The sequence below is a fragment of the Clostridium sp. K13 genome, from assembly GCF_019734195.1.
Classification (GTDB): domain Bacteria; phylum Bacillota; class Clostridia; order Clostridiales; family Clostridiaceae; genus Clostridium.
In genome coordinates, this window is record NZ_JAASHM010000004.1 from 159,135 (window position 1) to 182,813 (window position 23,679).

Annotated in this window: 18 protein-coding genes and 1 riboswitch; of the genes, 4 read left to right on the forward strand and 14 right to left on the reverse strand. The window is 28.7% G+C overall.

Annotation, left to right across the window (positions count from 1 at the left end; translation table 11 throughout):
• Window positions 1-193: 193 nt before the first annotated feature.
• Window positions 194-1,027 carry an AraC family transcriptional regulator gene (locus tag HCG76_RS04600; RefSeq protein ID WP_221698762.1) on the forward strand — a complete coding sequence of 278 codons (834 nt, stop codon included), beginning with the start codon at window positions 194-196 and terminating at the stop codon, window positions 1,025-1,027.
• A gap of 61 nt (window positions 1,028-1,088) precedes the next feature.
• Here HCG76_RS04600 and HCG76_RS04605 read toward each other — a convergent pair whose 3' ends face one another.
• The 11 genes from HCG76_RS04605 to HCG76_RS04650 all read right to left on the reverse strand — a co-directional run bounded on the left by HCG76_RS04605 (window position 1,089) and on the right by HCG76_RS04650 (window position 16,717).
• Complete coding sequence (locus HCG76_RS04605; RefSeq protein WP_221698761.1) at window positions 1,089-2,453, reverse strand: MFS transporter; 1,365 nt, start codon at window positions 2,451-2,453, stop codon at window positions 1,089-1,091.
• A 278-nt stretch (window positions 2,454-2,731) separates the two neighbouring features.
• On the reverse strand, window positions 2,732-5,296 hold the full coding sequence (locus HCG76_RS04610; RefSeq protein ID WP_221698760.1) for an MGH1-like glycoside hydrolase domain-containing protein: 2,565 nt from the start codon (window positions 5,294-5,296) through the stop codon (window positions 2,732-2,734).
• 233 nt (window positions 5,297-5,529) lie between these two features.
• Complete coding sequence (gene ptsG / locus HCG76_RS04615; RefSeq protein WP_221698759.1) at window positions 5,530-7,626, reverse strand: glucose-specific PTS transporter subunit IIBC; 2,097 nt, start codon at window positions 7,624-7,626, stop codon at window positions 5,530-5,532.
• Entirely contained in the window at window positions 7,623-8,006 is a 384-nt protein-coding gene (locus tag HCG76_RS19355) for a PRD domain-containing protein (protein ID WP_311776382.1), read from the reverse strand. The genes ptsG and HCG76_RS19355 overlap by 4 nt, the downstream gene beginning before the upstream one ends.
• A 15-nt stretch (window positions 8,007-8,021) precedes the next feature.
• Window positions 8,022-8,474, reverse strand: coding sequence for a CAT RNA binding domain-containing protein (locus HCG76_RS19360; RefSeq protein WP_311776381.1), 453 nt, complete (start codon window positions 8,472-8,474; stop codon window positions 8,022-8,024).
• 310 nt (window positions 8,475-8,784) lie between these two features.
• Entirely contained in the window at window positions 8,785-10,878 is a 2,094-nt protein-coding gene (locus tag HCG76_RS04625) for a HelD family protein (protein ID WP_221698758.1), read from the reverse strand.
• Between the two features lie 109 nt (window positions 10,879-10,987).
• On the reverse strand, window positions 10,988-13,075 hold the full coding sequence (ftsH, locus tag HCG76_RS04630) for an ATP-dependent zinc metalloprotease FtsH (protein ID WP_221698757.1): 2,088 nt from the start codon (window positions 13,073-13,075) through the stop codon (window positions 10,988-10,990).
• A gap of 172 nt (window positions 13,076-13,247) precedes the next feature.
• A complete protein-coding gene (lepB, locus tag HCG76_RS04635) occupies window positions 13,248-13,769 on the reverse strand; it encodes a signal peptidase I (protein ID WP_294173671.1) in 522 nt (173 codons plus the stop codon).
• Complete coding sequence (locus tag HCG76_RS04640) at window positions 13,769-13,990, reverse strand: DUF3006 domain-containing protein (protein WP_221698755.1); 222 nt, start codon at window positions 13,988-13,990, stop codon at window positions 13,769-13,771. Before HCG76_RS04640 ends, lepB begins: the two co-directional genes overlap by 1 nt.
• A 276-nt stretch (window positions 13,991-14,266) precedes the next feature.
• Window positions 14,267-15,559, reverse strand: coding sequence for a diaminopimelate decarboxylase (lysA, locus tag HCG76_RS04645; protein WP_221698754.1), 1,293 nt, complete (start codon window positions 15,557-15,559; stop codon window positions 14,267-14,269).
• A gap of 220 nt (window positions 15,560-15,779) precedes the next feature.
• Window positions 15,780-15,946: riboswitch (Lysine riboswitch) on the reverse strand.
• 96 nt (window positions 15,947-16,042) lie between these two features.
• Window positions 16,043-16,717, reverse strand: a complete 675-nt coding sequence (locus HCG76_RS04650; RefSeq protein WP_221698753.1) for a hydrolase — start codon at window positions 16,715-16,717, stop codon at window positions 16,043-16,045.
• A 187-nt stretch (window positions 16,718-16,904) separates the two neighbouring features.
• Between HCG76_RS04650 and HCG76_RS04655 the strand changes: the two genes are divergently transcribed.
• Together HCG76_RS04655 and HCG76_RS04660 are read left to right on the forward strand one after the other, a co-directional pair.
• The gene (locus HCG76_RS04655; protein ID WP_221698752.1) at window positions 16,905-18,146 is read left to right on the forward strand and encodes a DUF1576 domain-containing protein; all 1,242 of its coding nucleotides are present in this window, start codon (window positions 16,905-16,907) and stop codon (window positions 18,144-18,146) included.
• A gap of 4 nt (window positions 18,147-18,150) precedes the next feature.
• Window positions 18,151-18,498: a hypothetical protein gene (locus tag HCG76_RS04660; RefSeq protein WP_221698751.1), complete on the forward strand. Its 348-nt coding sequence runs from the start codon at window positions 18,151-18,153 to the stop codon at window positions 18,496-18,498.
• A 123-nt stretch (window positions 18,499-18,621) separates the two neighbouring features.
• On the opposite strand, the gene sfsA is transcribed toward HCG76_RS04660, so the two are convergent.
• Window positions 18,622-19,317, reverse strand: coding sequence for a DNA/RNA nuclease SfsA (sfsA, locus tag HCG76_RS04665; protein ID WP_221698750.1), 696 nt, complete (start codon window positions 19,315-19,317; stop codon window positions 18,622-18,624).
• A 544-nt stretch (window positions 19,318-19,861) separates the two neighbouring features.
• Window positions 19,862-20,038 (reverse strand): hypothetical protein, encoded by a 177-nt coding sequence (locus tag HCG76_RS04670; protein ID WP_221698749.1) that lies wholly within the window; start codon window positions 20,036-20,038, stop codon window positions 19,862-19,864.
• 405 nt (window positions 20,039-20,443) lie between these two features.
• Between HCG76_RS04670 and HCG76_RS04675 the strand changes: the two genes are divergently transcribed.
• The gene (locus tag HCG76_RS04675) at window positions 20,444-22,123 is read left to right on the forward strand and encodes a PTS transporter subunit EIIC (RefSeq protein WP_221698748.1); all 1,680 of its coding nucleotides are present in this window, start codon (window positions 20,444-20,446) and stop codon (window positions 22,121-22,123) included.
• Between the two features lie 114 nt (window positions 22,124-22,237).
• Here HCG76_RS04675 and HCG76_RS04680 read toward each other — a convergent pair whose 3' ends face one another.
• Entirely contained in the window at window positions 22,238-23,416 is a 1,179-nt protein-coding gene (locus tag HCG76_RS04680; protein WP_221698747.1) for an SAM-dependent methyltransferase, read from the reverse strand.
• Window positions 23,417-23,679 lie beyond the last annotated feature (263 nt).

Consider the following 23,679-nt stretch of genomic DNA (forward strand, 5'->3'; position numbering starts at 1 on the left):
TAATCATTATGTAGTATGAAACATAATTCTATAAGTATGAAACATAATTCCATATAATTTATTTTTTAATACATTTTTTGCTTATAATACAATATTAATATACGAATTAATCTTTTAGAATAGTTATAAAGTTCTAAAATATGTTATAATGTTTCCTATAAAATCGATTTGTACATAAAGGTAGGGTATATATATGCAAATACTTTGGAAAAAATACACAAAAGAAAATTTTGAAGTGAATTTAGATGAATGTGGTATAGAACAAGGTATTCCAGGTTTTGGATACAAGTATGAAGTGTTAAAAAATTCTGTTATACATTATGTAACTAAAGGGTGCGGAACTTTTAAGTTTAATAATAAAGTATATAATTTAAAAGAAGGGGATATATTTATATTATTAAAAGGTATGGATGTTGAATATATGGCTTCTATAGATGATCCTTGGGAGTATTATTGGATTGGGTTTAGTGGCTCAAAGGTTGGTGAATATTTAAATAGGACTTCTATTATTGATTCTTATGTTGCTAATTGCAGTGGAAATTCAAAAATACCAAATATAATAGTAAATATGTGTGAAATATCAAAAACTTATAATCCATCCAATTCTGATGACATAGTATTATTAAAGGAACTTTATTCATTATTGTATACACTTATAAAGGAATTTCCTAAACCCTTTGAGTACAAAGATAAGGAATTACACACATATATTCAAGATGCTATCGATTTTATTAATTCTAATTATATGAATAGTATAACTGTTCATGAAATTGCTGAACATGTGAACTTAAGTAGGAGTTATTTATATAAAATGTTTATAAAAAATCTTAAGATTTCTCCACAAAAGTATCTTATAAATCTTAGAATGTATAAAGCAACACTTTTATTAAAAAATACTAAGCTTCCCATAGGAGAAGTTGCAAATAAAGTAGGGTATGCTGATTCTTTGTTATTTTCAAAAACTTTTTCAAAGTATTTTTCTGTATCTCCATTAAATTATAGAAATAATAAAGTAAATAAGGAATAAAATATAAAAAGTATAAATGAAGTTTAATTTAATATACTTCATTTATACTTTTATTAAATTTCTATTGGCTTACTCTTGTAACACCATTTTTTAAATCATCAACTATTGCATCATATTCTGCTTCAGATAAATTATATCTTCTTAATAGTAAGAAGCTTATTATTATAATTACACATGGAATTATAGTTTGAATGATGTGTATTCCGTTTAGTGTAAATGTAGATTGAGCTGTATTAGCACTATAACCAATATAAGCTAAAATATATCCGCATACAGAACCACCAATTGCGTTGGCAATCTTACTTTTAAATATATTTAGAGAGAATATCATTCCTTCTGATCTCTTTCCTGTTTTCCATTCTCCATATTCAACACAATCAGCAACCATTGATGTTAAAGTAATATAACCTGCTCCATCAAAAATTCCACTTATAAAGTTTATAACTATTAGGAAAGGTAATGAAGAATATGATAGGAAGAACACCATAAGTGACCCTAATGCACTAGATACTAATCCTAATAGAGCAGTTTTTTTCTTTCCTAATTTACTTGCTATATATGGAGAGATTATTCCTCCTACTATACTTGCTGCCATACCAATTGAGCTTACTATTGGAATCATCATCTCTGCATTAAAATTATACTTTACATAATATATTAGTATTGTACCTTTTATTGAATTACTTAACTCTAACACTAACATTGATAATAGTACTATTCTTAAAGGCTTGTTTGTTTTTAATAAATTTATAAATTGCTTTATGCCTTGCTTTTCTTTTTTATTGCTCTCATTAGTAAGTTCTTTAACTCCAAAAGCAGTAATCCAAGTAAAAACAGTAGCAAAACAAACATAAATTATAGCTACCTTTGTCCAACTTCCAAGAATTGATACAAGTGGTATAGTAAGTGATAATACTATAAAGTTACCTACATATGCTACTGTTCTTGCAGCTGTAACAATTTTAGTTTTTCCTTGAGAAGACTTTGTAATATTTGCAGATAGTGACCAATATGGTATATCCATAGCTGTAAAACATATTCCCCATAAGATATATGCTACATACATCCATATTATCTTATTACTATAACTTAAGTCAGGTGATGAAAAGCACATTATTGTTGCAATTCCCATAAATATAGGAACAATAAATAAGTATGGTCTACTTTTCCCAACCTTTGTATTAGTATTATCAACTATAATACCCATTATTGGATCTGTTATTCCATCTATAATTCTTGCTACTAGAAATAGTGTACCTATTGCTGCTGCACCTATTCCAAAACTATCAGTTAGAAAAATTAAAAGATAAGAGTTAATTAATGCACATACCATATTATTTCCTAAGCTTCCTGAGCTATAAGCAAATAAAGTTTTTATAGAAACATCATTATTTTTATTGATTTTTTTATTTATTGTAGTATTCAAATCATCACCTCTATATTTTATAACAAAATTTGTAATGTCTGTTTAATTAAACATTTAAGAGAAATCGTTTTCTCATCCTTCAAATATATTATTACAAATTTTTATTATTAATAAAATAGAATTAAGTTTCTAAAATATTGATTTATAATTCCTAATAAAATATATGATAATAAAAAATAACCTATAAGATAGACTCTCAAAAGAGAGTTTATCTGTATAGGTTATTTTTCCATAAGTATTTAAGTTTTATATATTTAATAGGATATAGGGCTAATTAATTATTTATTTTTTTTCTTTCTGTTTAAGTAGAAACCTACACCTGCAGTTGCTGCCCCAATTGCAGCTAATATTCCTGAACCAACTACAGCACCTGTTTGTGGAAGTGATCCATTTGGTTTTTGTGGTTTGTTTTCAGGTTTTCCTGGATTTTCAGGCTTTCCTGGATTTTCAGGTTTTCCTGGGTTTTCTGGTTTTCCTGGGTTTTCAGGTGTTTCTGGTTTAACATCAACATCTGGAGTTTCTGGTTTTTCTGGTTCTACTGGAACTTCAACATCAGTTGGAATAGTAAATCCTTTTTGAGAAGTTGTTTCATCACCTTCTAATGTGTTCTTGTACATTAAGTAGTAAGCTGATGCAGACCAACTGAAGTTTTTAGTGTGTAACCCTTCTCCAGTTAATGGATTATAGTTTTCTCTTATTGGTCCATCTCCCATTAATCCTTCAGCATTGTTGAACATCTTTTTAGCAGCTGTTACTGCTTCATCATAGTAACCATAGTTTTGAAGAGCTTCAACTCCATATAAAGCTTGGTCTAACCAAACTGGACCTCTCCAATATTTGCTTGCACTGAAGCTTGGGTTATCTTGAGAAGCTGTTCCGAATGGTACAGTTGTATTGAATTTGTTTCCATCTAACATATTTTCTACAACTTGCTCTGCTTCTTCTGGAGTAGCCATTTTAGCCCATAGTGGTATCCAACCTTCTGGTCCTTTACCTCTGTTAACTAATAATTTCTTTTCTGAACCATCTTCATTTATTTGTAAGTCATAGAAGAATCCTGTTTCTTCATCAAACATGTTATCACTTACGTATTCTCTTACATGTTCTGCTTCTTCTGTGTACTTCTTAACATCTTCATCTTTTCCTAAAGCAGCTGCCATTGATTTTAAGAATCCTTTTTCAGCATATAAATATGCATTTAAATCTACTGATTCTTGGTTTATAGAATATCCTAAAAGAGTTCCGTCTTCAGCTTTGTTTTCAAATACATCTACACCTGTATCTCCTTCTCCATATCCTTCAACGTCAAATCTTGGAGCGTTATCCATTCCACTTTCCCAAGCTGCTGCTAATATAATTTCTTCTTTTGAATTATTTAATTCGTGAACCATTCCACCGTATTCAGCAATACCGTTCTTATCATGGTCTCTGTTTGTGTACCACCAATCATGGTAAGCAACTAGCTTTGGATACATTTCTTGTAAGAAAGCTTCATCTTTAGTAGCTTCATATACATTCCATACTGCCCATGCTGCTAATGCTGGCTTAGAGTTTCTTTCGTTCCAGTTTCCACCATCATCTCCTCTAGCTGCATCTTTGTTATAGAATATAGCATCTATTATTGCACCAGCATCTTGTGGTCTTAATTCATCTTCTTCTGTGATTTGGTAATCAAATAATGCTCTTATGTTGTTTTTAGCTAATTCTCCATCGAATTCTGCTGTAGCTACTGCTTGTTTCCATGAATCCCAAGCCCACATTCCAATGAACCATTTGTATGACATTGAAGGAACTACACCATCATGTAATATATCTCCTGCAGCACTTCTCCAGTTAGTAGTTAAAGTTTCTATAGATTTTACAGCTGCATTTTTGTAGCTTTCGTCAACTTTTCCTTCTGCATTAGCAAAAGTCTTATCTAAGTAACCTTGCCAACGAGTGTTGTTTTCTACAAAGTATTTATCTGAATTACTAAGCATGTCTTGAATCTTTGATTGCTCATTATTTAATTCTTCTGTTGTAAATGTATATGTTTGAGTTGAATCTGTTGTGAATGACTCATTTGACTTAATAGTTACTGGAGTTGTAAGTCTTGTTGTATAAGAGTTTCCTTCAACTATAGTTTCAACATCACCTTCGTAATTAACTACGAATTTAGTTTCTTCTGTTGAGAAGTATCTCCAAGTTTCTCTCATTTCAGAGAAGTTAACTTGTACTCCATTTTCAGTAGCTTGTAAACTTTGTCCTAATTCATATACTTTTCCATCTTCTTTTTCTTTGAATTGGTTAAATATATTTCCTGTCCATTCTAGGTTTAAGTTTAAATCTTTATTAGTTTTATTATCAATTTTAGTTGTTATTAATGCAGTTCTATTAGAAGCAAATATTAATTCTAAAGTTAATTTAAAATCTTCTAAATCATAAGTTTGAACTAACTTTCCTGGATAATAATCAAATGAAACTTCTGCTTGCGCTAAATCATACGCTTGTCCATTTTCTACATTGCTTACTGTAATTTTACTTATTGTATCACCTAAGTTTACTGGATATTCTTCAGCTATTATTACAGGTCCTGCAAATCCTCCATAGATGTTAGTAGCATCTTTTGATGGTAAGTAGTATCCATGCCATGCACCTTGATCTGAGAAGTTGTTGTATTTATTTGTTGAATATGATCCATATAATAAATCTGTTGGGTTTGCAGTTACGTTTAATACATTGCTAAAATCTACAACTTTTGATCTTTTATCTGTAGCAAGTACATTTACCGCTGTTAAATTTAAAGTTAATGCTGTAGCTAAAGCTGCTGCCATAAGTGATTTTTTCCCTAATTTTAATGCCATAAAATTTCTCTCCTCTTTAAATATATTGTTATTATTAAAAGTCGCGACATAATTAATACAAGCCAAAAAGGCAATACCTAAACAAAGAATAATAATTTCGTTAAAAATTATTCTTTGTTTAGGTATCGCCTTCTTCAGTAACAATCCTAATATTTATAAATTGTTTTAAGTTGATTTCATTGTACAATGTACTGTAAACATTGTCAACATTTTGTGTGAATTTTTTTTCATATTTATTGTGAAACCTGAATTTTATCTAAATTATTATTAGAATTATCTTGTTTTTTATGTATGTGAACTATATTATTCATACTCCTTTCAACAGCTTTATCTGGTATAAAATATATAAATTCTTTTCTTGATAAATTCTTAAATATTATTGGAATCATAGTTGATTTAGCTTCTTTTTTTAATAAATCTAATGAAAATTCTATAAGCTCATCATTAACTTTTACTATATCTCCAACCTTAACTAATGAGTTGAACCCCTTGCCCTTCATCTTAATACTATCTATTCCAATATGAATAAGTATCTCTAATCCATCATTTGATTTTATTGTTATAGCATGATTATTAGGTGATATAAATAATACTTCTCCTTCAACTGGTGAAGCTATTATATTTTCAGAGGGTTCAATTGCAAAACCATCTCCTATAAGCTTAAGAGAAAAAATATCATCTGGAACGCTTTCTAATGCTTTTATAGTTCCACCAATAGGAATAAATACTTTTTTCCCTGTATCTTCTCCTTTTTTGATAATTTGAAGCTCTTTATTTTTGACTTTCGGTAGCTTTACTTCTTTTCCTTCCATTAAGTCTTTTATTTGATCCTTTAAAAGATCTGATTGTGGTCCAAAAATAGCCTGAATATTATTACCAATTACCATAATTCCTGCCACACCTAATTTTTTTAGTTTTTGTTTTTGTACTTTTCTTAAATTTTTAACTGTTATTCTTAATCTTGTTATACAAGCATCTAGATATTTTATATTGTTTTTTCCACCTAATGCATCTAAAACATTTTTAGCTAATTCTTCCCCATTTAAATCAATTTCTATCTCAAATTCATTTATTGCTTCAAGATCATCATCTTGCTCTCTACCTGGAGTTTGTAAATGTAATTTTCTAATTATAAACCTAAATCCGAAATAGTATATAATAAAAAATCCTATTCCTACTAGAATAACTAAGTACCATGGTGTTTTATTAGGTAATACTCCTAAAAATAAGAAATCTATTAATCCTCCTGAAAAAGTCATTCCAATCTTGACATTTAATAGATTCATAATCATAAATGAGAAGCCTGCAAATACACAATGAATAGCAAACAATACTGGTGCTAAGAATAAAAATGAAAATTCTATTGGCTCTGTTATTCCTGTTAAAAATGATGATAAAGCAGCTGATAATAGCAATGCTGATACTCTTTTCTTATTTTCATCAAAAGCTTCATGATACATTGCTAAAGCAGCACCTGGTAATCCAAACATCATTATTGGAAATTTTCCTGTCATAAAAGTACCTGCGGTAAGAGCTACATTATCTTTAAGTTGCTCAAAAAATATTGCCTGATCTCCTATAATTAATTGGCCTGATGAATTTATATATTCTCCAAATTGATACCAAAATGGGTTATACCAAATGTGATGTAACCCAACTGGAACTAATGCTCTTTCTACTGTCCCAAAAATAAACGTAGATAAATTCAGATTTGTATTTATTAAACTTCTTGATATACTCATCAATAAAGTTTGTACTCTAGGCCAAATTCCTACTAGAATTAAACCTAAAAATACAGATACTATTGCAGTCATGATAGGTACAAATCTTTTTCCCGAAAAAAATCCTAAACATTCAGGTAATCTAATTTTATAAAATCTCTTGTATACGATTGAGGTTACTACACCTATAATTATTCCTCCCATTACTCCCATTTGTAATGTTGGAATTCCTAAAACCATATCAAAATATGGATTACCTCTAATTGAACCTGTAGTTAGTCCTATACATACTGACATTGTCATATTAAGAACTAAAAATCCTACTACTGCTGATAATCCAGATACCCCATCTCCATCAGACAATCCAATAGCAACACCTGTTGCAAACAAAAGTGGTAAATTATCAAATATAATATTTCCTGCTGCTGATAAAATATTGGCAAAAGTATTAATCCAATATGAATTTACCATAACTTCATGATTATTAAAAATTAGTCCAATTCCTACTAATAACCCTGCTGCCGGCAATAATGCAACTGGCAGCATAAGTGCTTTTCCTATTTTCTGTAATCCACCAAAGGAATTTTTAAAACCCTCTCTTATACTCATTTAAGCTCATCCCTTAAAACACTAATAACTCTGTGAATATGTATAGTTAAATATACTACTTCATCATCAACAACCACATAATTGTAATTATTTTCTATGTAATATTTAACTTTTAATGCACAATCAAATGCTTCTGGATAATTTTTTTCAGCTATCTCTAAAAGCATTCCATCACTTTGTCTATGTTGATTTTCAGTAAATATTCTCTTTGCAAAAAACTTAAGATGAGTTAAAAGTCTATCATAATTTAAATCATCTTCATTAAATTCAACTGAATAATAATATCTTATTATGTTTAGTATTCCCTTTACTATGTTAGTTGTTTCTAAAGACTCCTTTGAACTATCATTATTACCTGCATTAACTAAATGTAGTGCAATAAATGCAGCTTCATCCTATGGTAAATTTATATTAAGCTTTTCATTTATAAGCTTAACTCCCCATAAGGCAACCTTATATTCATCTTTATGAATTCTTCTTATTTCATCTAAAAAATGATTTCTTATTAATATATTTTTTTTATATCTTTTGATTGCAAAAGCTATATGATCTGATAACGAAATGTAAACTTGTTTATCAAGATTTCTATTTAACTCCTTACTTGCATGACTAATTATCATATGTGATAATTCAAAAATTCCATCTGGTATTTGATTAATAAGCTTTTTTAACTTATTTCCTATTCTTTTATTTTCTATAATAAAAGTTTTTTCTATTTTGTCTTCATCAACCTCTTGACCTGTCCTTTTATTAAATGCAATACCACATCCAACTAGAATAATCTCCTTATTAGTTTTTGGATCAATAGTTACAATAGTATTATTATTTAAAACTTTTTCTATAATCATTTTAGCCCCTCCTCATCTTAAATTTAATTAAAGTGCTTCTGAAGATATAAAATATCACCTGAAGTAATCGTTGTCAACAAAATTATAATTTTAATTTAACTTATAAATTGAAAAATTATAGTCTATTTTTATTAAAATATTTTATAAAATCATATAGTTTAAATTAATTAATTAATAATTACCTTTAAAAAATAATACTTTAATTTTTAAATATTCATTTAAATTTAAAACTATTTTTTTTACTTTAAACGTCCGATTGTAAAACTTATAAAAAAAGCTGTATTTTGTCTAAAATACAGCTTTTTTTCAATTATTTATAATTTATCACTTTTAATCTATGAAGTGCTCTAGTTGTCATAATATACTTTACTAAATCATCAGTCTTATCATCAAAGTTTACTATTATAACTCCATCAAATTCTAATCCTTTAGCATAATAAGATGGAACTATAACTTTACCACCTCTATACATAACTTCTTCTCTATCAAAAGCTAAAAGCTTAGTAAACTTTTTAAGCTCTGGTGCTATCTTCTTAAGGTCTTCTTTATCCTTTGTTATAATTGCAATATTATCATAATTTTCATCATCATAATCTTCTAATGTTTCTAAAATAGTATCAATTAAATCATCTTTATCATTAATATTAACTTCTTCAACATCATATTTACCTTTTCTAACAAATGGAACTATTGCATTTTCATCTAATAGCTTACTTGCATACTCCATTATTTGGAATGTTGATCTATAGCTCTTATTTAAAGCATAATTCTTAACAAATCCCCCAAATAGAGACTTTAATTTAAGCATTGCTGGCTCTTCTTCTACTTTTATTAGTCTTTGATTTGCATCTCCAACAATAGTATAGCTTCTACAACCAGTTAATTCTTTTAATACTATGAATTGTAACATACTATAATCTTGCGCTTCATCAATTACTATATGTTTAATATCATGTTTAGTTTTTTTACCATCAAGCTTAATCATCATATAAAGAATTGCAGGTAAATCTAAATATGATAACTGCTCAGTATTAGTAAATTCTTTATAAATATCTACTATATTTTTATTGTCTATCCAATGAGCTAAATTATCCTTTTGAACCATAAGTTCTCCTACAATTTCTCTAACTCTTAATCTTCTTTGGAATTCTATATTATTTTGTTCAATAGCTAATTGTTCTTCTGAAAGACTAGCAAGCTTATCCTTAACTTCTGCATTTAAGTTTCTTACTAATTCGTCTCTCTTATCCTTTAGCTTTGAAATAATAACTCTCTTAATCTTTTGACTTCTTCTAAATAAAGGCATGTATTTATAGTGCTTTTCAAATAATTCATTTATTTCATCTAATGAAACTACCTCTTCATCAAAGAATTTTACTGGTTCAAATTCAAAGTAATTATTTTCTAACTCTTCACACTTTTTATCTAAAACAGCTATAAATTCTTCTCCAGCTTTATACTTAATTTCATTAATAACTTCTTCATTTCCTTTTAAAACTTCTTCTAAATAAGCAGTAAAATCAACTACAGACTCATTTAATCCTATTTCATTCATTGCAAAATGAGCAAATGTTTGTTGATTAACCTTACTTTCTCCTAATGTAGGAAGTACATCTCTAATATAATCAATAAAGATATCATTAGGTCCTAATATTAGCACTTTATCTCCTAATTGTTCTCTAAAATTATATAAAAGATATGCAACTCTATGAAGGGCAATTGTAGTTTTTCCTGAACCAGCAACTCCATTAACTACTACAACCTTCATTCTTTCTTCTCTTATTATTTCATCTTGCTCTTTTTGAATAGTCATAACTATATCTTTAAGTTTTTCACCAGCATTTGATGATAAAATCATTTGAAGAATATCATCTTTTACATCAACATCTGAATCAAAGAATCCCTCTAATTTACCTTTTTTAATCATTATTTGTCTTCTTGCTAATATATCTACTGGCACTTCCCCATCTGGTGATTTATAACTTGTTTCACCTAATGTTCCTTTATAAAACAATGATGCTACCGGAGCTCTCCAGTCTACCACAGCTGCATCAAAGCTTCCTTCTGGAGTTAAACCATATCTACCAACATATATTTGTTCTGCATAACCATTATCCTCAAAATTAACTTTTCCAAAGTAAGGTGATTCTTTTAACTTTGTAAATTCTGCTAACTTTCTATCTATAGTTCTATACATTTCTTCCTTAACGTATCTCTCATGATCGAAGTATTCCATTACTTTATCTTCATCATCTCTGTATTCTTCTATGAATTTTTTTCTATACTCTAATATATAATCTGCAACATCTTTTCTTTTTTGTATGTAATTTAATATTTCTTTGCTTAATAACTCTAAAGTTACCTCTAGATTTTGTTCTTCTTGTAAAAATTCAAATTTATTCAAAACAACACACTCCTTTGATTAGTTAGTTGTTAGTAGTTATATATTAACTTCTAACTAACATTAGGGGTTAAGTCGATATACCGTCTTAACCCCTTATCTTTATAAATTCTTATTTATCTTTTGAATCTTCTTTATTAGCTTCTTCTTTGTCCATATCTAATATTTCTACAGTTTCAATAGATGCTTCTTTCATAATGGCTTCTTCTTCTTTTTCAACTGCTTCGATTACTTCTTGTGCAACCTTTTTATCTTGCAATTCTTCTTCTACCTCAGTTACTACCTCTTCAGAAGCTTTTTCATTATTTTCAAGCTCTCTACTTTTCTTTTCTTCTTCTCTTTTTATCTTTAATTCTGGATATTTTTCATACACAAACTTAAAGAACTCATCTCCGAAGATTGTTTCTTTATCTAATAAATATTCAGATATCTTATCTAATAAATCTCTATTTTCCCTTAATATTTCTCTTGCTTTTTGGTGACATTCTCTTATTATAGATAAAACTTCTTTATCTACTAAAGTTGATGTTTCTTCACTACAATTTCTAACTGCTCTACCATCTAAATATCTGTTTTGAACTGATTCTAAAGCCATCATATCAAAATTATCAGTCATACCATAAATAGTAACCATATTTCTTGCAGTTTGAGTTGCTCTTTCAATATCATTAGAAGCCCCTGTAGATACAAGATTAAATACTTCTTCTTCTGCAGCTCTACCACCAAGCATAACCATTATTTGATTCATTAACTCTTCCTTAGAAACTAGGTATTTTTCTTCTTCTGGAAGCTGCATTGTATAACCTAATGCACCCATTGTTCTAGGAACTATAGTTATTTTATGAACTGGATCTGTTCCTTCTAAAAGTCCAGCAACAAGCGCATGCCCAACTTCATGGAATGCAACAACTTCTCTTTCTTTTTTAGAAAGTATTCTATCCTTCTTTTCTTTACCAGCAATTATTACTTCAACTGCTTCTTCTAAATCTTCTTGAATAACTAACTCTCTTCCACTTCTAACTGCTCTTAAAGCTGCTTCATTTACTATATTAGCAAGATCAGCTCCTACAGCACCTGGAGTTCCCTTTGCAATTGATTCTAAATCAACCTCTGAAGACATTTTAACATCTTTAGAGTGAACATTTAATATTGCAATTCTTCCCTTTAAGTCAGGTCTATCAACAATAACTCTTCTATCAAATCTACCTGGTCTTAAAAGTGCCTTATCTAATATTTCTGGTCTATTTGTAGCACCTAAGATAACTATTCCCTTAGATGTATCAAATCCATCCATTTCAGTAAGTAATTGATTTAAAGTTTGCTCTCTTTCATCATTACTTTGCATTTGATTATCTCTGCTCTTACCTATAGAGTCAATTTCATCTATAAATATAATACAAGGAGCCATTTTTTCTGCTTCTTTAAATAAGTCTCTTACTTTAGCTGCACCCATACCAACAAACATTTCAACAAATGTTGAACCTGAAACTGATAAGAATGGTACCTTTGCTTCACCTGCAACTGCTTTTGCTATAAGAGTTTTACCTGTTCCTGGAGGCCCTACTAAAAGCGCACCCTTAGGTAATTTAGCTCCTATCTCTGTATATCTTTTAGGATTATGAAGGAAATCTATTATCTCTGTTAATGATTCTTTAGCTTCATCTTGCCCTGCAACATCTTCAAAACTAACCTTTATATCTTTTTCAACATATACTTTGGCATTGCTTTTACCCATGCCCATTCCCATTGGGCCGCCGCCCATTTTCTTAGCCATTTTTCCAAATACAAATCTAACTAAGAAGAACATTAATACTAACGGTAATACGTTAAGTATTATGAAATCCATAAATACAGATTGTTGTTTTGTTATTTGTGGATAATATTTAACATCATTATCTAGTAATAACTTTATTAAATCTGGATTATCTGCATTACCAGTGTAAAGGACTTTACCTTTCATCTCACTTGAATCTTGTGGTGTGATTACAAGTGCTGTTCCATCAACTGTAACTTCTTTAACTTCCTTATTTTCAACCATTTGGACAAATTCATTATAAGAAATTTCTTTTGTCGTTAACATTTCCTTTGCTGTTGAAAATGAGTATAAAAATAGGAATGCTATTACTGCATAAATTATTAAAAACTTTTTATTATTGTTCTTTTTTTCTCCATCTTTTCTATTGTTTACATCATTATTCATACTTTTAAAATCTCCTACTAACTCTAAAGTCTTTTATCTGATATCTAGACATTGTAATAATCCAAATTACCTAAATTTAATATAACAATGTCACGTTTCTAGATAATGAATTCTAACATTCTAAATGAGTTAACCCTACAGTTAAAACTAAGAATTCAATTTATAAAGCTCTTTATTCTATTTTCCCGAAGTCTTTCCATGGATATACCTTTACTTGAGCTTTCCCCTTTATTTCACTTGCATCAATATATGGATCTTCCCAGTACCTAGAATCTAATGACCAATATCTATTATCTCCTAAAAAGAAATACTTTCCTTCTGGCACTATAAACTCACCATTATAATTATCTGCTGTTCCTATGTAATTTTCCTTTAATGTTTCATTATTTACAATTACTGTTCCATCCTTAATTACAATCTTATCTCCTGGTAAACCAATTAGTCTTTTAATCATATCTTCATTTTTTTCTTCTGAATAAAAAACTACTATATCTCCTCTTTTTAAATTTTCTGGATTATAAACTCTAGTAACAAATAATCTATCACCTACATTTAATGTCGGTACCATAGATTCTGATGGAATTTTAACCTTAAATATTAAAAATCTATTTATTAATATGGCTAATATTACAGCTATTACTATAGGTACAATCCAGTCACTAAAGAAATTGGACTTCTTTGTTCCTTGACTCACTATTCCCACATACCTTTCATTAAACTATTAATTTTATTCTTTCTTTGTTTTGTAGCATCTTTATCTACATAAAATGAATTATTGTGCATTATCACTACGTCGCCATCCTTAGGTTGTTTATCAAATAAATTTATATCTATTAAGATTATATCCTGTTTCTCATCTTCTAAAACAACAGATTTATTTTCTATTCTATCTACTATAAATTTTTTATTACTCATAACAGCTAGCACTGATTGCTAAATCCACCTTTCATAACTTCCATTATTAAATATTAAAATCATGAAACAACCTTAATTTAAAGCCTTACTACATAAAGTTTTTACTAACAAAGTTTTTTAATTTTAACTTTAATAACTGCTTTATAAGTATATCACAATTAATTAATAACTAATAGTATTACTCTCCATTATATATCATTATTATGTCAGTTTTGTTACAAAAAAAAGCTATACCAAAAATATTTTGATATAGCTTTACTATATTTTAAACAGAATTTAAACTTCAAGTGCTAAAAGTTCTTCATAGCTTTGTCTCTTTGATACTACTCTAGCCACTCCATCTTTTACAAATACAACTGCTGCTTTTGGACTTTTATTATAGTTACTAGACATTGAAAATCCATATGCACCTGTTGAAAATACCGCTAATATATCTCCTATACTAGGATTTTGAATACAAATATCATTAACAAAAATATCTCCTGATTCACAGCACTTACCAGCTATTGCAACTCTATTATTACATTTATCTGTAATTTTATTTGCTATAGCCATCTCATACTTTGCTCCATATAATGCAGGCCTTATATTATCCGTCATTCCTCCATCTACTGAAACATAAGTCCTAACTCCTTCAATCTCCTTAATCGCTCCAATTGTATAAAGAGTAGTACCTGCATTTCCCACTATAGACCTACCTGGTTCTATTGTTAATATAGGTTTTTCTATACTTAGTTTTTCACATACTTCATCAACTTTATTTAAAATAGAAGTACAATAATCCCTTGTTTCTTTTGGTTTATCTTCATCGGTATAATGTATACCAAATCCACCCCCTAAATCTAATTCAGGTATTATATGTCCTGTCTCCTCTTTTATTTCTTTTATAAATCCAAGCATAACTTCAACTGCGTCTTCGTATGGTTGTATTTCAAAAATCTGTGATCCTATATGACAATGTAATCCTCTTAATTCTAGATTTTCACAGTCTAAAGCTAATTTCACAGCATCCATTATAGTTTCTCCAACAGGAGCAAAACCAAACTTAGAATCTATTTGACCTGTCTTTATATAATCATGAGTATGAGCCTCTATTCCTGGTGTTAATCTTAAATAAATATTTTGCTTTTTATTGTATCTTTTAGCTATTTCATTTAGTCTTTTCATTTCATCTAAATTATCAACAACAAATACTCCAACTCCTAGCTTAACACCTAATTCAACTTCATTTATACTTTTATTATTACCGTGGAAATATACTCTATCTAACGGAAAATCTGCTTTATAAGCTGTATATAACTCTCCCCCTGATACAACATCTAAATAAAGACCTTGCTCACATATAAGTCTACACATTGCCTTTGTTAAAAATGCTTTTCCTGCATAAGCTACTCTATTATTATTTTCTAAACATTTAAAATCTCTATAATATTTTTTACATGTATCTATTAAAAGACTTTCATCCATTACATATAATGGTGAGCCAAATCTATTCACCAATTCTGTTGAACTAACTCCCCCAATAAATAGTTCATTTTCTCTAATTTCCATTGCCCCAAATAATTTCATTGCTATTGCCTCCGCTTAATTTAGTTAGTAGCCACTCCTTAACAATTAATTTTAAAACTTTTGAAAATTGCTAACTCTGAAGTTCTAACTTCTCTTTTAATATTAAAAAAACATAAAAAAATTACCACTATAGAAAAACCTATAATGGTAGTTATGCTTATTTAAAATGCAATTTTTTTAAAATAAATTCAATAAACAAAATTGAACAATTTTATAATCGCACCTTTTTAGCACTCCACTTCCGTGACAGTTATACATATATTATATGTATACCCAGAAATAACTTTTTACATAAATTATTTCTTCGGCCATTATACCTTTCATAAATAATCTTTGCCCGTCGACTCCTATTTACTACTCTTTATAAATGGCTCCTCTAACATAGGTATTCTATTAGCTTCTATATTGTATGTTCATGTTTAATAATATGATACCATATAACTAAAATTATTCAACCATATTTTAATCTTTATTCCATATTAATTATAAACTTCTATATTTATCCATTAACCCACTCATAGTATCCCCATTTGCTGGTGGTGTATAAGTGATTGCATTAGCCCCTGCATCAATTGTTTTTCTTATAGTCTCTTCAGTAGGTCCTCCCGTGGCAATTACAGGGAAGTCAGGAAACTCTTCTCTTATTTTCATTACTATCTCTGGAGTGTTTTTTCCCCCTGAAACATTTAATATTGTTGCCCCTGCTTCTATTCTTTCTCTTATATTTTCATGAATTGAAACTACTGTAACTATTAAAGGTATATCTATTGTTTTTCTTATCTTTGAAACTACTTCATTTGACGTAGGTGAATTTACAACTACTCCCATAGCTCCTTTAAACTCAGCATCTAATGCTAAATTTACTACTCTTTTTCCTTGAGTTATTCCTCCTCCAACACCACAAAAAACTGGTACATCCGCCGCCATAACTAATGCTGATGTTATTAACGGTTGAGGAGTAAATGGATATACGGCTATTATTGCATCTGCATTTGTATTTCTTATAATTGCAACATCAGTTGTAAATAATAACGATTTTATTCTTTTTCCAAATATTTTTATTCCTGAACAATCTCTAATACAAGATGGTACTTCTACTACATGGCTTCTTAGAAGTCCTTTAATCTCAGGCACAGTCTTATGCTTTTTTATCTCCATTAAAACACCCCTATCACTAAATTTATAAGTATTATTATACTATTTTAAATTAAATTTTAAAGAAGTTTATATTAAAATGCCATAAATTTTAACACATTCTATATAAATCTTAACAATTATTTGATAAAATATATTTAATATCGATTAATCAAATTTTAGTTTTGATTATGACTTATGAGGTGTTTGAATGAAGTTATTAAAAAATTATTATCCCCCCTATGTAATCCTTTCCATTTTATATTTATTTTTTATTGTATTTGCTTTTTGTTTAGATACACCTTCCGAAATTTTTTCTGGGCTAAAAGCTATAATATTATCATCCGATATATTAATTACTGATTATATGGCAGTTGGCGGAATTGGTGCTGCTTTAGTAAATGCTACTTTAACAAGCTTATTATCATTATTACTTTTAATGATTATAGGAATTAAACCTAATGGATCAACTATAATGTCTTTATGGCTTATGACTGGTTTTTCATTTTTAGGTAAAAATATATTCAATATATGGCCTATAATTCTAGGTGTATATTTATTTTCTAAATATCAAAAAGAACCTTTTCTTAATTATATATTAGTTGCTTTATTAGGTACTTCTCTTTCTCCTGTAGTAAGTCAAGTTAGCTTTAGCAACAATATAACAGGCCCTATCCCAATAATATTAGGTATATTAATTGGTATTGCCGTTGGATTTGTATTACCACCTATAGCTTCACACAGTATTAAGGCTCATAATGGTTACAATTTATATAATATAGGCTTTGCTAGTGGACTACTTGCAACATTATTAATGTCAATGATGAGAGGCTTTGGTATAGATTTAGATTCTAGACTTATTTGGCATACTGGATCAAATAAAATTCTATTTATCCTTATTATAATTTGTTGCCTTTATTTAATCCTTATTGGAGTTATTTATGGTAAGAATAAAAAAACTAACCTTACTAATATTAATAAACAAACTGGTAGATTAATAAGTGATTTTTATATTGTTTTTGGAGAAACTACCTATATAAACATGGGGATTTTAGGTATTTTAGCAACTTGCTTTGTTATTTTAATCGGTGGTGATTTAAATGGGGCTACCATATGTGGAATTTTTACTATAATAGGTTTTAGTTGCTTTGGTAAGAATGTTAAAAATACTATTCCTATAATTATTGGTGCTACAATTGCTGCTATATTTAATGTAAATGAAGTTACTTCACCTTCCTTATTATTATCTATATTATTTTCTACTACTCTTGCTCCTATTTGCGGGAAATTTGGCTGGAAATATGGTGTTTTAGCTGGTATAATTCATGTTAATATAGTTACAAATATAGGGTATTTACATGGTGGTCTTAATCTTTATAATAATGGTTTAGCTGGAGGTTTTGTTGCAATGATATTAATTCCATTAATAACTACCTTTAAAAAGGAGATCTAAACTTATGAAATTTAAAATTGAAAAAAACATTAAGATTATTAATGAATTAATTGCTTACTTTTATAAGCTAGGAACTGTTGATGTTCATATTGATTTAAGCTCTGATAATGAAAATTCTTATTTTAATATTTATGGACAAGTTGATAGTATTTCAAAAGATGAATTAGAGTCTTTGGCTAATATTTTAAATACGCCAAGACAATATGAAGTTGAAAATTATTATTGGAATCTTGGTGGTGAATGTGAATTTGATTCTGAGCTTACATTAGTTGGTATGATGATAAACTCCGCTAAAATCTCTTATAAAGATGGAAACTTAAAAATTAGCATAATTAGAGAGGAATCGAAATAAACTGCGAATGAAAATAAAAGTTAAGGGCCTAAAGGCCAAGGTAAAGTGATTAATTAGCGAAGCGCTGTTCAAAAAACTTAACCGTCCGAAGACCCTTAACTAAATAAATTGCTTCGCAATTTATTAATAAAGTATTATTTCTACTGGTTCGTTTATTTCTATTCCATCTTCAGTTACTATACAATTATATGCAAAAATATCTACTCCGTTTTCTTTTGCCAATCTTAAAGCCTCTCCAAATTCCTTATCTCTTATATCATTTGGAGAGAATTTATTAACAGCTTCTAATTGTATTAAAAACATAGCACCTGCTCCATAGCCTTGTTTTTTTGCTTCAATTAACTCTAACAAATGTCTAGCTCCTCTTTCTGTTGGTGCATCTGGAAATCTTGCATATCCATCTTCTTCTAAAGTAACTCCTTTTACTTCTAAATAATATTCCTTATTTTCTTCTGTTGCTATTTTAAAATCAAACCTACTTTTTCCAAAGGTTTTTTCTCTTAAAATAATAGTGTACTCTTCTAGACCCTTTATCTTTTTATTCTTTAAAGCTTCATCAACTACTTTATTAGGTATTTGAGAGTCTATACTTATAAGTTTTTCTTCTTTATATACTGCCATTAAATCATAGGGGGTCTTCCTTGTAGGATTAGTTTCTTCTCTTAAAAATACAGTACATCCAGGTACTAATATTTCTCTACATCTTCCTGTGTTAGGCACATGAACTTTTATTTCTTCTCCATCAAGTTTTACAATAGCATTAAATCTATTAGGCCTACTTATAAATTCTGCTTTAACTATTTTTTTATTATATTTCATCTTTTCTCCTTAAAATATTACAATTTATATTAATATTATTCATTTATTTTCTTATTATTATATATCTTAATAAAAGTTATCCACAACTTTTCAGCTTGAAATTAAAGTTTTTATTTCTATATTTAGTAAAAAGCCATGTTATCCACAGATTTTGTCCACAATTATGTTAATATTGTTGATAACTTTTTAATAGAATGCTTGTTCGATTTTTTTATTTCAACATTCTATGTGTTTTTTCTACAATACCCCCTATCTTGTTATATATTTTTCTTATACCCTAATATATTGTGTCAATAGGTTTTAAAAAGTTTTCAACAGTTTTTAAAAGTTATCCACATTTTGTGGATAACTTTTAACATTATTAAGATACTTTATACACAATAATAAAATTATACACATTTTCTATAAATAAATTTATCTTTTATTATTGCCTAATGAACTTCATATAAGCATATATAAATTAAAGTTTTTATTCTTGAACATAAAAATAAGCTGTAGCATATTAGATTTTTTTTATCTAATATTAGCTACAGCTTTAATTTAATTATACTATTTTCTTTTTCTTAAATGTTGTTACTAAGTATTGAATTATAAATATTCCTGGTCCTAAAAGCATTGTTAATACAGGCCATAAAATATGATTTTGTAATTTTTCTTTAGCTAATTTATATGAACAAAATCCAGCTGTTATTAATAATGCATATGAAACTATGTATGCCATTTGGTCATCCCCCTAGTATTTAGTAATTTTTATTTTATATAATAAGTTTAAAAATCTCAATATGAATAATATGGATTTATTGAATTGTTCATAATTTTAAAAACTTTTTTACTGTTTATTCAAAGTTTATTTAAATTTTTTTAAAAATAAAATTTTTTTTTAAAAAACCTTTACAGTTTTTTTTTACTATGCTATTATTACTCTTGTAAATTGAATAGTGAGCGTGTTACTGGTAAAGCAGGCAAGGCTTAAATATGTATAAATTACATTTTTATCTCAAATAATAAGAGAGGATAATTATATTAATTTATAGATATTTGAGCCTTTTTTATTTTTAAAAAAAGCTTTAGGCTCATGTCATTATAGTACAATTTTAAATTAATAATTTTTAGGAGGAATAATAAAATGATGCAATTTTTACAAAGAATCGGTAAAGCAATCATGCTTCCAATTGCAGCACTTCCAATCGCTGGTATCTTACTAGGAGTTGGTGGGGCATTACTAGGAATAGCTGGATTAAACAATCCACCTGCTGTTTATGAACCATTAATAGCTTTTGTTAATATCCCAGCTATTACAGCTGTTTTAACTGTTATGAAGAATATAGGTGATATAGTATTCGGTAACTTACCTTTACTATTCGCTGTTGGTGTTGCTGTTGGTTTAGCTAAAAAAGATAAAGGTACTGCTGCTTTAGCTTCAGTATTTGGATTTATCGTAATGAACCAAGTTGTTTCTACACTTTTAGCTTTAGGTGTTACTCAATTAGGAGTTCTTACTCCAGATTCAGTTGGTGAATATGGAACTTATATAACTACTAACTTAGGTATATTCACATTAAATATGTCTGTATTTGGTGGTATTATAACTGGTATAGTTACTGCATTATTACACAACAGATTCTGCACAATTCAATTACCACCAGTTATTGGATTCTTCTCAGGTGCAAGATTTGTTCCAATAATAACTTCACTTACAATGGCTTTAGTTGGTGCAGTACTTGCATTTGCATGGCCAGTTGTTCAAGATGGTATTTCTATTGTTGCTAACTTAGTTAGAGAAGCTGGTACAATCGGTACTTTCTTCTACGGAGTAATTGAAAGAGCGTTAATCCCATTCGGATTACACCACGTATTCTATACTCCATTCTGGTTTGGATCATTCGTTGAAGCTAACGTTTTAGTTAACGGTGCTGTTCAAACTGTTGCTGGTGCTAACACTGCTTACTTCGTTCAATTATCAAGCATGACTGATTTAGTTGGTGCTTCAGCTTCAACTATGAACGATATCGTTAGTGGAACTACTAGATTCATGGCTGGTAAATTCCCATTCATGATGTTTGGTCTTCCTGCTGCTGCATTTGCTATGTATAGAGCTGCTCTTCCAAGTAAGAAAAAAGCTATTGGATCATTATTATTAGCTGCTGCTGTAACTTCATTCTTAACTGGTATAACTGAACCATTAGAATTCACATTCTTATTTGTTGCTCCAGTATTATATATTGTTCACTGTGTATTTGCAGGTTTATCATTCATGTTAATGGATATATTCAACGTATTTATAGGTATGACATTCTCTGGTGGTGTAATTGACTACTCATTATTCGGTTTACTTCCAGCAGGTGCAGGAGTTCCAACTAACTGGTACTGGGTATTAATAGTTGGTGCTGTATATGCAGTAATTTACTACTTCGTATTCTACTTCATGATCACTAAGATGAACTTAAAGACTCCAGGTAGAGACGAAAACGAAGGTGAAACTAAACTTTACACTAAGGCTGATTACCAAAACGCTAAGGGTGGTGCTACAGAAGCTGCTGCTCCAAAAGCTTCAACTAAAGGTGAAATAGCTGAAAAAGCTCCTTTAGTATTAGCTGCTTTAGGTGGAGAAGCTAACATAGTATCTGTTGATGCTTGTATCACAAGATTAAGAGTTGAAGTAAAAGATAAAGCAAATGTTAACAAGGAAGAATTAAAGAACCTTGGTGCTGCTGGTGTTGTTGAAGTTGGTAACGGAGTTCAAGCTATCTTCGGTGCAAAAGCAGATGCTTACAAAAATGCTATAAACGAAATTCTTGGTGAATAATAATATAGAATTTAATGTATTTAAAATATTAGAGTAAAAAAAGTGGCTATTAAGCCACTTTTTTTTAGTTATTACTTAATAATATTAAGTTATTCCTTTATCTCTAATGCATAACTATTTATACATGTATTCCCTTGTCATAGGTAAATTATTGTTAACTCCCTTTACAAATAATATTTGATGCAAGTCTATTACTCCATTATTAAATGAAGCTGCACAAGAATATAGATACATTCTCCACATTCTTATAAATTTTTCATCAAACATTTTTTTAACTTCATCTATATTATCATCAAAGTTTTTTGCCCAATGTAATAAAGTCTTTGTATAGTGTAATCTTAAGCTTTCTACATCTATTGTATGATAGTTATAATCTGCTGATATTTCTATTATTTCTCTAAAGCTTGGTATAACACCACCTGGGAATATATATTTTTTTATCCATGCATCTCCCTCTGATTCCTTAAGACCACTTATGTAATGTAATAAAAATAATCCGCCTTTCTTTAATACAGCATTAATATTTTCAAAGAATAAATCGTAATTTGATCTACCTACATGCTCTAACATACCAACACTTACAATTCTATCAAATGAAAGACCACTCTTTTCTAATTCTCTATAATCCATCATTCTTACTTCTAATAAATCTTCTAAATTTTCTTTTTTTATTCTCTCTTTAAACTTTTTATATTGTTCTTGACTTAAGGTTATTCCTAATCCTTTTACTTTGTACTGTTTAGCTGCTTCTATAAGCAAGCCTCCCCACCCACAACCAATATCAAGTAATGTTAATCCTTCACTTAAATTAAGCTTTTTTAATATATGATTAATCTTGTTCATTTGTGCATTATATAATGATTCATTTTCATTTTTAAAATACGCACATGAATAGCTTAATGTATCATCTAACCATATTTTATAAAAATCATTTCCTATATCATAATGTGATGAAACTTCTTCTTTTTGCTTTTTCATACATGTTGATCCACAGAATATATTTTTTAAACTACTAAAATTTGTTGAGAATTTGTCTATGCATCTTAGTAGTTCATTAAATACAGTGAACATATCACCTTCTATTTCCACATCTCCATTCATATATGCTTCACCAAATGTTAAGGAAGTACTAGTTAATAAATCCTTTTTCTTTAATGGTTTCTTTAATATTATTCTAAATTTCGGTTCATCTGGTCCTATTTTTATTTCTTCACTATCCCAAAACTTTAATCTAAAAGAAATTTCATCAAAATTCTTTAGAAAAGTTTTAAAAAAGCTTTTTTCTATATCCATATAGTTAGCTCCTCTCACAAAATTATAAAATAAATTAACCATTGTCATTAACAAATATATTTATGGCGCTATATGAGAATTTATAAATATATTATTAATAACAATGGTTTTAGGCTTGATTCGCCTTATATATTAAATTATTCCAATAAATATATATTTTATTCAAAAAAGCAGTGATTATGTTTATGATATGCTCCCTTTATAGTAGACAGTTAAAATAATAAAACTGTCATTACTATAGAGGGAGCAATTTTTATGGGAAG